This is a genomic window from Phenylobacterium sp. (assembly GCF_041913825.1).
GTDB lineage: Bacteria > Pseudomonadota > Alphaproteobacteria > Caulobacterales > Caulobacteraceae > Phenylobacterium.
Genome location: NZ_JAYSEO010000030.1, coordinates 1 through 11,158, shown reverse-complemented (window position 1 = coordinate 11,158; position 11,158 = coordinate 1). Strand labels below are relative to the sequence as shown.

Annotated in this window: 10 protein-coding genes; 3 read left to right on the top strand and 7 right to left on the bottom strand. The window is 73.1% G+C overall.

All coding sequences use genetic code 11. The features are described 5' to 3' along the window. The first annotated feature begins 167 nt into the window (after positions 1 to 167). Positions 168 to 1,340 carry a tRNA lysidine(34) synthetase TilS gene (gene tilS, locus ACE3Q8_RS20035; RefSeq protein WP_374472257.1) on the top strand — a complete coding sequence of 391 codons (1,173 nt, stop codon included), beginning with the start codon at positions 168 to 170 and terminating at the stop codon, positions 1,338 to 1,340. On the opposite strand, the gene ACE3Q8_RS20030 is transcribed toward tilS, so the two are convergent. The 4 genes from ACE3Q8_RS20030 to ACE3Q8_RS20015 all read right to left on the bottom strand — a co-directional run bounded on the left by ACE3Q8_RS20030 (position 1,337) and on the right by ACE3Q8_RS20015 (position 7,495). Next, positions 1,337 to 2,167 (bottom strand): alpha/beta fold hydrolase, encoded by an 831-nt coding sequence (locus tag ACE3Q8_RS20030; protein ID WP_374472255.1) that lies wholly within the window; start codon positions 2,165 to 2,167, stop codon positions 1,337 to 1,339. The two genes, tilS and ACE3Q8_RS20030, sit on opposite strands and share 4 nt — an antisense overlap. 52 nt (positions 2,168 to 2,219) lie before the next feature. Then, complete coding sequence (locus ACE3Q8_RS20025; protein ID WP_374472253.1) at positions 2,220 to 3,266, bottom strand: aldo/keto reductase; 1,047 nt, start codon at positions 3,264 to 3,266, stop codon at positions 2,220 to 2,222. 60 nt (positions 3,267 to 3,326) lie between these two features. Continuing rightward, complete coding sequence (locus ACE3Q8_RS20020; RefSeq protein WP_374472251.1) at positions 3,327 to 4,280, bottom strand: M23 family metallopeptidase; 954 nt, start codon at positions 4,278 to 4,280, stop codon at positions 3,327 to 3,329. Positions 4,281 to 4,471: 191 nt separating this feature from the next. Then, the gene (locus ACE3Q8_RS20015; RefSeq protein WP_374472249.1) at positions 4,472 to 7,495 is read right to left on the bottom strand and encodes an autotransporter domain-containing protein; all 3,024 of its coding nucleotides are present in this window, start codon (positions 7,493 to 7,495) and stop codon (positions 4,472 to 4,474) included. Between the two features lie 187 nt (positions 7,496 to 7,682). Here ACE3Q8_RS20015 and ACE3Q8_RS20010 point away from each other — a divergent pair, with 187 nt between their 5' ends. After that, entirely contained in the window at positions 7,683 to 8,006 is a 324-nt protein-coding gene (locus ACE3Q8_RS20010; RefSeq protein WP_374472248.1) for a helix-turn-helix domain-containing protein, read from the top strand. Positions 8,007 to 8,021: 15 nt separating this feature from the next. Continuing rightward, a complete protein-coding gene (locus tag ACE3Q8_RS20005) occupies positions 8,022 to 9,299 on the top strand; it encodes a hypothetical protein (RefSeq protein WP_374472246.1) in 1,278 nt (425 codons plus the stop codon). On the opposite strand, the gene ACE3Q8_RS20000 is transcribed toward ACE3Q8_RS20005, so the two are convergent. The 3 genes from ACE3Q8_RS20000 to ACE3Q8_RS19990 form a co-directional block, all read right to left on the bottom strand. Next, positions 9,296 to 10,711, bottom strand: a complete 1,416-nt coding sequence (locus tag ACE3Q8_RS20000) for an NAD(P)(+) transhydrogenase (Re/Si-specific) subunit beta (RefSeq protein ID WP_374472244.1) — start codon at positions 10,709 to 10,711, stop codon at positions 9,296 to 9,298. The genes ACE3Q8_RS20005 and ACE3Q8_RS20000 overlap by 4 nt on opposite strands. Continuing rightward, positions 10,708 to 10,920, bottom strand: coding sequence for a hypothetical protein (locus ACE3Q8_RS19995; protein ID WP_374472243.1), 213 nt, complete (start codon positions 10,918 to 10,920; stop codon positions 10,708 to 10,710). Before ACE3Q8_RS19995 ends, ACE3Q8_RS20000 begins: the two co-directional genes overlap by 4 nt. Next, a partial coding sequence (locus tag ACE3Q8_RS19990; protein WP_374472241.1) for a proton-translocating transhydrogenase family protein occupies positions 10,917 to 11,158 on the bottom strand: 242 nt, incomplete at its 5' end. The genes ACE3Q8_RS19995 and ACE3Q8_RS19990, both read right to left, overlap by 4 nt.

Genomic DNA, 11,158 nt, shown 5'->3' with positions numbered 1-11,158 from the left:
GGGGGGCCTCGGGGCCGCCCGGGGGCGGGCGCGGGGGGGCCCCCCCCCCCCCCCCCCCCCCCCCCCCCCCCCCGGGGCGCGCGGGGGGGCCCCCCCCGGCCGACGCGCTCGCCGACGCCGTCGGCCCGATCCTCGACCGCCGGCTGCTCCGCGCTGCGGACGCCCCGGTGGCCGTCGCCCTGTCCGGCGGCGGCGACAGCCTGGCGCTGGCCCTGATCGCCGCCGACTGGGCCCGCGAGGCCGGGCGGCCGCTGCTGATCCTCACTGTGGACCATCGGCTGCAGGCGCAGAGCGCGGGCTGGTCCGCGGCCTGCGCCGACACCGCCCGGCGTCTGGGCGCGGCCTTCCGGGCGCTGGCCTGGACCGGGGCCAAGCCGGGGACCGGCCTCGCCGCCGCCGCCCGCGCGGCGCGGCACCGCCTGCTGGCGGAGGCCGCGCGGCAGGCCGGCGCGCGGGTCATCCTGATGGGCCACACCGCCAGCGACGTGGCCGAGGCCGCCGCCATGCGCGCCGCCGGCTCCACCACGCCCGCCCCTCGCGAGTGGGCCCCCTCCCCCGCCTGGCCCGAAGGCCGCGGCGTCTTCCTGCTGCGCCCGATGCTGGAGCTGGCGCGGGGCGAGATCCGCGACTGGTTGGCAGCGCGCGGGGAGCGGTGGATCGAGGATCCCGCCAACGCGGATCCGGGCTCGGCGCGCGCGCGAGCGAGGGCGGCCGGCGCGCCGTCCGTGGCCCCTGCTCCCGAACCGAACCTCGCGGCCTTGGGCGAGGCGTGCGCCGTCGACGCCGCGGGAAGTCTCACCCTCCCGCGCGAGGCCATCCGGAGCGCCACGCCGGAGGCGGCGCGGGCGTTCCTCGGCATGGCGGCGGTGTGCGCGGGCGGCGGGGACCGGCGGCCGGCCACCGAGGCGCTTGAGCGCATCCGGCAGATCCTCGGCGGTCCCGCGGCCCTGGCGAGCAGCCTGGCCGGCGCGCGGATCGAGGCCGACGAGGCGACGGTCAGCGTCTTCCGCGAACCCGGCGAGGCCCGTCGCGGCGGCCTTCCGACCCTCTATCTCACCCCCGGCAAGCCCGTCGTCTGGGACGGACGCTTCGAGCTGACGGCGGCACGCCCCGGGCTGAACGTCGATCGGCTGGAGGGCCTCGCCCGGCGGCTGCCGCGCGAGCAGCAGGCGGCGGTGATGGCGCTCCCCGCGCGCGCCAGGCTGGCGCTCCCGGCGGTGCTGGAGGGCGCCTCGGTCACCTGCCCGGCGGTGGCGGAGAGCGGGGACGTGGCCTGCCGCGGACTGGTGGCCGACCGGCTGCTCGCCGCCTGCGGCCTGGTGGAGCGGGAGCCCTTCTAAGGGAGCGCGTCGAGCACGTGCTCGACACCGCGCACCACCGGGTCGGCGAAGCGGCGGCCGAGCACGCTGGCGTGCGTCGAGCCGGCCACATGCTCCACGTAGCCGTGCCGCGAGGCCTGGGCCGGCAGGGTCTGCAGCCGCTTCAGCCAGGGCCGCCGGCGCTCGTCCCCGGCGGTGACCACGGCGACGGGCAGCTCCGGCGGCAGCTCGTCGGCGCCTGCCTGGGCCGAGGTGGCCGGCCAGTTCGCCACCTCGTCCGCCGAGCCGCGGGCGTGAGGCGCGGAACCGTGGATGCGGCGCTTCTCCACCGCCGCCTCCCCGGTGAGGCCGATCAGGTTGCCGGTGATCAGCGAGATTGGCCGCATCAGCCCAAGCTGCGCGCCGACGCCCGCCAGCCGCAGGACGCGGGCGAAGGAGCCGATGGCGTGGCGGCTAGCCGGCAGCCGGATCACGTCCGGCGTCATGGCGTCCACGAGCACGAGCCCGACCACCCGCTCCGGCCGCGTGAGCGCCAGCAGGCGGACCATCAGGCCGCCCATCGAGTGCCCCACCGCCACGAGCGGCCCTGTCTCGCCCACGGCCGCCAGCAGCGCCTCGGCGTCGGCCACGATGGCGCGGCCGTCCCGCGGCGCCGGGCCGGGATCGGAGTGCCCGAGACCCGCGCGATCGTAGGCCAGGCTCCGCAGCCCGCGCGCCGCGAGCCGGTCCTGCACCACGGCCCAGTCGGCCGCGCAGCCGAAAGCGCCGTGCTCCAGCAGGATGAGCGGAGCCTCGGCGCCGGCGGGACCGGCCCGCACCACGCGCAGGCTGCGCCCGCCGATGTCCACCTGCTCGCCGCGGAAGAGCGCCCGCGGCCGCGCCTCGGAGTGCGCCAGGGGCTCAGGCCTTCCTGAAAGGGCCCGGCACGCGCGCGGCGCCCTGGCGCGCCAGCATCCAGCCCGGGTACTCGGCCGGCAGCTCGCTCACCTCGTCGAGGCGCGAGATCTCCTGGGCGGTGAGCTGCAGGTCGGCGGCGGCGAGGTTGTCGTCCAGTTGCTCCAGCGTCTTCGCGCCGATGATGATGCTGGTCACGTGGGTCTTGGCGAGCAGCCAGGCGAGCGCCACGCGGGCGACGGACACGCCGTGCGCCTCGCCCACCTCGCGCATGGCCTCGACGCAGGCCCAGGCGCGGTCGCGGTCCACCGGCGGGAAGTCGAAGTTGGTCCGCCGCGCGCCTTCCGGATTGTTCGAGCCCGGCCCGAACTTGCCCGACAGCAGACCGCCGGCCAGGGGCGACCAGACCATCAGGCCGACCCCCTCCGAAGTCATCATCGGCGCGAGCTCGCGCTCCAGGTCGCGGCCGGCGATGGAGTAGTAGGCTTGCAGGCTCTCGAAGCGGGCGTAGCCCCTGGCCTCGCTGATCCCCAGGGCCTTGGCGATCTTCCAGGCCTGCCAGTTGGACACGCCCACATAGCGGACGAGGCCCTGGCGGGTCAGGTCGTCCAGCGCCCGCAGGGTCTCGTCGATCGGGGTGACCGGGTCGTTGCCGTGGATCTGGTAGAGGTCGATGTGGTCGGTCTGCAGCCGCTCGAGGCTGGCCTGGACGCTGTCCATGATGTGGCCGCGCGAGGCGCCCCGGTCGTTCGGCCCCGGGCCCATCTGGCCATAAACCTTGGTGGCGATCACCACGTCGCTGCGCCTGACGCCGAGGTTCTTCAGCGCCTGGCCGGTGAGCCGCTCGGACTCGCCGAAGGAGTAGACGTCGGCCGTGTCGATGAAGTTGACCCCCGCCTCGAGGGCGCGGCCGACGATGGCGTCCACCTCGCCCTGCTGGAGCGCGCCGATGGCCCGCCAGATGCCGGCCTCCGACGACCCGCCGAAGGTCATCGTCCCCAGGCAGATCTCCGACACGTAGAGGCCGGTGCGGCCGAGCTGGTTGTACTTCATGCGCGATCTCCGGTGGGGAAGCGCAGCATATGGCGACGGCGCCGCTGGCCGTCGAGGGGCTCAGCCGTTTGCGGTCGCGACGGTCTCCACCGGCGCGTTGGGCGCGGGCGCCGGCGCGGGGACCGGAACCGGCCGCACGATGGCCGAGGTATCGGCTTCCACGCCGGTAGCCGCCACCGGCTGGCGGCTCGTCCCGACGCGGATCGTCGCCTTCGGCCGGCCGTCGCCGTAGAAGATGGTGACGCCGGAGTCCTTGGCCGGGGCGGCGGGGGCCGCGCGACCGTCCTTGGCCGCCAGCTTCGCCTCCATCAGCACCTTCTTGCTCTCGGGGATCCGGGAGACGTAGGCCATCCGCACCCGGCGCGGGAAGCGGCGGGCGTCGCGCAGCGGCAGGTCCTCGGCGGTGGCGAAGCTCTTGCCGACGAACAGCGCCGGGTTCAGCGGCCGGTCCTTGGAGTCGCGGATCTCGAAGTGCAGGTGCGGCCCGGTGGAGGTGCCGGAGGAGCCCACCCGCCCCACCGGCGTGCCGGCCTTCACGGCCAGGCCCGGGCGCATTTCGGCGGCCACCCCGCCCATGTGGGCGTACAGGGTTGTCAGCCCCTCGGCGTGCTCGATCTCAACGAACCGGCCGTAGGAGTAGCTCTGGCCCGCCCGGGTGACGACGCCGTCCGCCGAGGCCAGCACCGGCTCGCCGAAGTCGGCGGCGATGTCCACGCCCTCGTGCAGCCGGCCGTTCTCCTCCCAGGGAAGCTGGCGCAGGCCGAAGGGCGAGACGATCGCTTCGCCAAGCACCGGATGCTGGAAGCTGATCAGGTCGACGGGCGCGCTCGGCTGGACGGCGGCGGGGATCAGCCGGACGGCCGGCTCCGCGCGGGGCTCGACGGCCGGCGCGGTCCGCTCCGGCAGCGCCGCATGGGCCATGGTGATCGCACCCAGCGCCACGACGGCGCCCACGGCCGCGTCGACGATCCAATGGCGCGCACGCGCCTCGAGAGCCGAACTCGCTTCAGTCAAGCAGATAGTCTCCCAGCACCACCGCGCCCATATCGGCCCGTCCTGAGTGATGGACGGCCGGGCGTCGGCATTCCCGCCGTTAGCGTTTGGTTAACTGGGCGACCTTCTAGGCGAAAACTTGGCGGCCGGACATCAACATTTGTTGGAGCCCGGCCGGCTGTCGGCCCGCGAGGGCGTTGCTGATCTTCTACCTAGAAGAGGAACCGGACCACCGCGCGGAGGTCGTATTCCTTGTAGTTGTCGTCGAACACGCCGCCGCCTTCGATGGCGTAGAGCACCTGGTTGGCGCCGCCACGGACCCCCACCCGCGCCACGGCGCCGCCGGAGTAGACGTCCTCCGCGTCGAGGGTGAAGGCGGAGCCCGAGCCGAACCTGGCGGTGGTCTTGCCGGCGTCCCCGGCCAGCTTGGCCCGCCAGCCGACCTTCACCTCGGGCGCCCACCAGAACTCATCGCCGAAGCGGGCGCCGAGGGCCAGCAGCGCCTGGCCGGTGAGCAGGTCGCCCGTGCGGCTCTCGACATCGAGATCGAAACCGGCGCCGCCGCCCGCCTCGGTATAGCCGTCCTCCGACAGCCGCACATAGTCGGCCGACAGCTCGGGCCGGGCGTAGAACCAGCCCAGCCGCGCCTCGTAAGAGACGCCCGCGTGGGCCTCGGCCAGCCAGCCGTTCCAGTCGGCCTCGCTGCGCAGGTTGACGTCCGGCGTCACGAACAGGCGCGCACCGTCGAAGCTGGCGTAGCCCAGCCCGCCGCGGACATTGGCCTGCAGCCCGCCGGTTTGCACCCGCCAGTAGGCGCCGCCGCCGAAGAAGTTCATGGCGATCTTCTCGCCGGCCGAGGCGGCCTGGTCGTTGAACTCGGCGCTGACGAAGCTGACGTTCACGCCCACCGCCTGGTTCTCGCCCACCAGCTCATAGCCGGCGGCGATGCCGAAGCCCTCGGACTCGAAGCCCAGAGCGTCCTCGGCGTCGCGATCGATCTGGAACAGGATCTCCTGCGCCCAGACGCCGTTGCCGCCACCCCCGGCCGGGGCGTGCGGATGGGCGATGGCCGACGAGACGGCGGTGGAGATCGCCTGCGCCGACAGCAGCGCCCCGCCCGAGTGGTCGGGCAACATCTGGTTGTAGAGCGCCTGGAAGCCGGCTTCCGTCTTCTGGCCGAGGAAGGCCTGCTCGATCTGCGCGTTCTGGTCGAGGCTCTCGAACACCGCCGAATAGGCCTGAGCGCCGGAGCGGTTCAGGCCGAGCTCGGCGGCCGTCTTCGGCCGGACGTCCACATAGACCGCGCTCGCGTCGTTGCGCAGGCTGGCGGTGTAGAGGAACGGCGCGCCGGCCAGGGTCGCCGCGGCGCCCTGGTTCTGCAGCCCGCCGGAGCGGATGATCTCGTAGGACTTCGAGCCGCGCTGCAGCGAGGACAGGGCGAGGTCGATCTGCGCGCCCGAGGCGATGGTGGTGGCGCCCGAGACGTTGAAGCGGGTGGCGACGCCGGTCTCTCCGTTGATCGTCACCGCCAGCACGCTCTTGGCGCCCAGCGACAGCGACGAGAGCTGGATCACGTCGGAGTTGGTGACCGCCAGTCGGCCCTCGCCGACGTTGACCGCCAGTTGACCGTCGGTGTCGGTGAGCCGTCCGGTGACCACGCCGCCGGCGTCGATGACCAGGGTGTCGGCCCCGGCCCCGAAGGCCATGGCGCCGGTCAGCGCGCCGCCCTGGATCTCCAGGCGGTCGGCCCCGGAGCCGAACAGCACGTCGCCGGTGATCGAGGGCGTGCTGGTGCTGGTCGCCTTGGTCTGGCGCACCGTGGCGCCTGTGGTGTTCGCCCGCAGGTCGAGGGCGACGGTCTGGCCGACCTTGGTCGAGCCGCTGCGCGGCGTCGCCGTGGCGCGGATCACGCCGGTGTTCTCCACCAGCGACAGCGTGCCGGACAGATCGACGACCGCCCGGGCGTCCTGCGCGCCGCCGTTCAGCGTCGCCTCGATCAAGCCCGAGTTGCGCAGCGCGGGCACGGCGGCGTTGCCGTTCAGCATCAGGGCCGTGGCCGGCCCGCCCTCGGCGGCGTTGTCGGTCCCGTAGGCGACGGCCGCGACGCGGCCGCCCTGCACGTGGATGCCGCCCTGGATCGTGGTCGTCCCGCCGCCGGCTTGGCCAATGCGGACGCCGGTGGCGGAGACGCCGTCGATCTGGCCAAGGCCTACAGCCTCGCCCTTCAGCACCAGGCCGTAGGCGTTGTTCCCCGCGCCCACCAGGCCGACCGTGGTCGCCCTGTCGGCGGCCCCGACTTCGAGGGCCGGCGCGGCGCCGACCGAGGTCAGCACGGCGTTGCCTTCCTGGGCGTCGGCCACGCCGTCGTCGTCCTCGTCCGTGTCGTTGGCGTCCGCGTCGGCCGGGCGCACGTCGAGCAGGATGCCGTTGGCGACGTTGCCGGCGATGCGGACCGCCGGGCCGCCCTGCTTCAGGTCGTCGGCGTCGAGCTTGCTCCGGGGCGTGTCGGCGAGCCGGTCGGTGTACCGGTACCCGGTGGCGGTCACCACGCCCTGCAGGCGCACGCCGCCGCCGACGTCGCCCAGCGAAACGCCGACGGAGTTCTCGCCGCGCACCAGCACCTGGCCCTCGACGCGGGCGTTGCCGGTCACGTTGACGGCCGAGATCCCGACGCCGCGGTCGCCGAGGACGTTCACCGTGCCCGAGTTGGTCAGGTTGCCGATGAGCTGGCTCTCCAGCCGGATGCCGGCGGAGTCGTTGCCCTCGATGGTGATGGTGCCGGTCGCGTCGTTGCGGATGTCGCCGGTGAAGGCGCCGGGGCCCACCAGGCGCACGCCGTGGCGGTTGGTCCCCTGGGCGAACGGCCCGTCCAGGTCGTCGTCGTTGTCGCTGTTGGTCGGCGTGAAGTCCTCGGTGGCGACCAGCGAACCGGTGTTGATGAAGCCGCCTGTGAAGCCGCCCTGGATCAGCACGGCGGTGGAATTGCTCTGGCCGGCCTCGAAGCCGATCGAGCCGGCGTTGCGGACGGTGTTGTTCGAGTTCAGCGTCACCGCCACGCCTGCCGCGGTCGGCTTGATCGTGCCCGCGCTCTCGACGGTCAGGTCGTCCCGCTGACCGTTGGCGACCGTGGCGGTCTGCACCGGCGCCGTCGTCGCCGTGCTGATCTTGGTCTCGGCGCCGGCGGACGCGGCATAGGCCAGCGGCAGGAAGGCCGCGGACACGAACAAACGCTTCATGATTCTGGAGATCCCCTGGCGCGCCCCCGCGCGACCCCGAATAGCCTCGCCATTGATAGGTTGGCAGGTTACCCGTGACAAGCGACGGCGGCTGACGTATGTACTTGTTTCGTAAAAACTGTACGCGGCTTCCGCGCGCGCATCAAGCGTCGAGGCGGGGAGCCCCTTAAGTGACGAGGAGCTTCTGATGCCGAGACCCGCCGCCGACCCCGCGAAGGCCGCCCAGACCAAGCTCCTGCGCCAGCAGGCGGGGCGCTGGTTGAAGGGCGCGCGGGAAGCGGCCGGGCTCACCCAGGCCGAACTCGCCGAGCGGGTCGGGCTGCGCTACTACACCTTCGTCAGCCAGGTGGAGAGCGGGCTGGGCCGGCTGCCCATCGAGACCCAGCGCGCCTGGGCCGAGGCGCTGGGCATGGAGCCGGGGGAATTCGCCCGCACCCTCTTGCGCTACTACGAGCCTGAGCTTTATCGACTGCTGTTCGACGACGCCGGCCGCCAGGCGGCCCAGGCCTAGGGAACCCGACCGTCCATGGGTGACGTCCTGCCCTTCATCGCCAAGGTTCGCGCCAGCGGCGACTGGACCGCCGCCGAGCGGGCGCGGCTGGAGGAGCTGGGCCGTCAGTTCGCCGAAAGCGGTCTGGGCGTCGAGGTGGTGTTCGGCACCACCGACGACGGCGATCCCTGGTGCGTGGTCAAGGACCTGAACGAGGAGGTGCTGGTCCATGTGGCGCGGATCGGCGCCCGGTTCGTGGTCCACTACGCGGTCGACGACGCCATCGCCGAGGGCTCCGACCTGCACCTGGCGCTGGCCGAGCGGCTCGCCGCGGGGCCGGAGGAGGTCCCACAGGGCGACGTGGTGGTGCCGTTCAGCCTGGCCGGCCGCCAGGCGCAGACCTTCATCGCCCTGATCGTCGCCACGGCCTTCTTCTACGAGACCAGCGCCGCCCTGGTGGGCGACGGCGAACCGGCCGAGGAGCCGGTGTTCGCGCCCGACCTGCCGCCGCCGCCCGAGCCGGCCGACGACGGCGCGCTGACTGAGAAGCGCGAGGTGGCCGTGCAGGCCGTCGCGCTCAGTTCCGAGGCGGCGCCCGAGCCGCGCGCCGCCGCCTGGACGCCCGCCCCGGCGCCGGCCGCCTCCGGCGCCGCGCTGCTCCCGGACTCCGGCGAGCCGACTGCCGCCCCCGGCCTGCCACCCCTGGCCGCGCCGGAGGTGCCCGCGGCCCCGCGGCTGGTCCTGGCCGAGGCTCCGGCCTTCAACCTGATCGTCGGAACCGACGGCGACGACCTGTTGGTCGGCACGGCGGCGGCCGACCACATCGTCGGCGGCGCCGGCGACGACACCCTGTCCGGCGGCGGCGCGCCCGACGGCGGCTACGACCTGCTGCAGGGCGGCGATGGGGACGACCGCATCACGCTCGACGCGCGGACGGTGGCCGAGGGCGGCGCGGGCGCCGACACATTCGTCGTCGCCGGCCCGGCGGTGATGGGCCAAGCCGACACCCTGCTGGGCGTCGTGCTCGACCTTCGTCTGTTCGAGGGCGACCGCCTCCAGACCGATCGCGGGGGGCCGGTGACGGTGACGCCCCATCCCCCCGGCGCCGATGGCGAAGTGGGCGTGGAGCAGGAGCCTCCGCCCGGCCCGTCCACCCTGGCGCCAGGCTTCGGGCCCGGGCGGCGCGTTGAGGTCGACCTCGACGGCGACGGGATCGTCGACGGCTACGTGTGGGTGCTCCACAAGCAGATCGCCCCGGACGGGCCGGTGCTGATCACCGGCCAGGCGCTGGGGACCTGGGACCCGCTGGCCTAGAGGCCCTTCAGGATCCCTTCCACCATCTTCTTGGCGTCGCCGAACAGCATCATGGTGTTGTCGCGGAAGAACAGCTCGTTCTCCACGCCGGCATAGCCCGAGCTCATCCCGCGCTTCACGAACAGCACCGTGCGCGCCTTCTCCACGTCCAGGATCGGCATGCCGAAGATCGGGCTCTGCGGGTCGGTCTTGGCGGCCGGGTTGGTGACGTCGTTGGCCCCGATGACGAAGGCCACGTCGGCGGTGGAGAACTCGGAGTTGATGTCCTCCAGCTCGAAAACCTCGTCATAGGGGACGTTCGCCTCGGCGAGCAGCACGTTCATGTGTCCGGGCATCCGCCCGGCGACGGGGTGGATGGCGTACTTCACCTCGACGCCCTCCTCCTTCAGCTTGTCGGCCATCTCGCGCAGCGCGTGCTGCGCCTGGCTGACCGCCATGCCGTACCCCGGGACGATGATCACCTTCGACGCGTTCTTCATGATGAAGGCCGCGTCGTCCGCCGAGCCCTGCTTCACGGGCCGGGTCTCGACCTTGCCGCCGGCCGCCGCGGCGCTGTCGTCGGCGCCGAAGCCGCCGAGGATCACCGAGATGAAGCTGCGGTTCATCCCCTTGCACATGATGTAGCTGAGGATGGCGCCCGACGAGCCCACCAGGGCGCCGGTGATGATCAGGGTGGTGTTCTCGAGCGTGAAGCCCAGCGCCGCCGCCGCCCAGCCCGAATAGCTGTTCAGCATCGACACCACGACCGGCATGTCCGCGCCGCCGATCGGGATAATCAGGGTGACGCCGATCAGCAGGCTCAGCGCGAAGATCGCCCAGAAGGCCCAAAGCGCCTGGCCGCCGCTCGCCACCAGCACCGCGATCAGCGCCACGATGGCCGCGGCGATCAGGATGTTCAGCAGGTGACGGGCCGGCAGCAGGATCGGGGCCCCGCTCATGTTGCCGTTAAGCTTGGCGAACGCGATCACCGAGCCGGTGAAGGTGATGGCGCCGATGGCCAGCCCGAGCGACAGCTCGATCAGCGAGTTCAGATGGATGCGACCGGCCTCGGCGATGCCGTAGGCCTCGGGCGTGTGGATCGCCGCCACCGCCACCAGGCAGGCGGCCATGCCGACCAGGCTGTGGAAGGCGGCCACGAGCTGCGGCATGGAGGTCATGGCCACGCGTCGGGCGATGACCGCACCGATCACGCCACCGATCGCCACGCCGCCGCCGATCAACGCCAGGGTGAAGGGGTCGAGCGCGCCCTGCCAGCCGAGGGTCGCGAGCGTCGTGCCCACGGCGATGGCCATGCCGATCATGCCGTTGCGGTTGCCCGCCTGGCTGGACGTGGGCGAGGAAAGGCCGCGCAGGGCGAGGATGAACAGCACGCCCGAGACGAGGTAGAGGACGGCGGCGAGATTGGCGTTCATTGTTCAGCGCCCCCCCGGCGCCGGAAGAGAGTTCGAACGGCGGCGACCAGGCCGACCACGATGACGATCGCGCCGGCGACCAGCAGCACCTGGGCGATCGGGCTCTGCGGAGATTCCATGGCCCGCTGGCTCACGCCCACCAGGGCGCCGCCGCCGGCCACCAGCAGGGCGGCGCGGGAGAGCTCGGCTTCCCGCCCGTAGCGGCTCACTTGGGCTTGTCCTTCTTCTTGTACATGGCCAGCATCCGCTGGGTGACCAGGAAGCCCCCGAAGATGTTCACGGCGGCGAAGGCGGCGGCGATGGCCCCGGCCCCCTTCGAGATCAGCACGTTGCCGGTGAGCTCGCCGCCCTGGCCCTGGGCCGCGGCGGCCAGCAGGGCGCCCACGATGATCACCGAGGAAATGGCGTTGGTGACGGCCATCAGCGGCGTGTGCAGCGCCGGCGTCA

Coding starts and splice junctions, on each gene's coding strand:
- ACE3Q8_RS20025 (WP_374472253.1), bottom strand. CDS start 3,266: ATGAAGTACAACCAGCTCGGCCGCACCGGCCTCTACGTGTCGGAGATC.
- ACE3Q8_RS20015 (WP_374472249.1), bottom strand. CDS start 7,495: ATGAAGCGTTTGTTCGTGTCCGCGGCCTTCCTGCCGCTGGCCTATGCC.
- ACE3Q8_RS20010 (WP_374472248.1), top strand. CDS start 7,683: ATGCCGAGACCCGCCGCCGACCCCGCGAAGGCCGCCCAGACCAAGCTC.
- ACE3Q8_RS20005 (WP_374472246.1), top strand. CDS start 8,022: ATGGGTGACGTCCTGCCCTTCATCGCCAAGGTTCGCGCCAGCGGCGAC.
- ACE3Q8_RS20000 (WP_374472244.1), bottom strand. CDS start 10,711: ATGAACGCCAATCTCGCCGCCGTCCTCTACCTCGTCTCGGGCGTGCTG.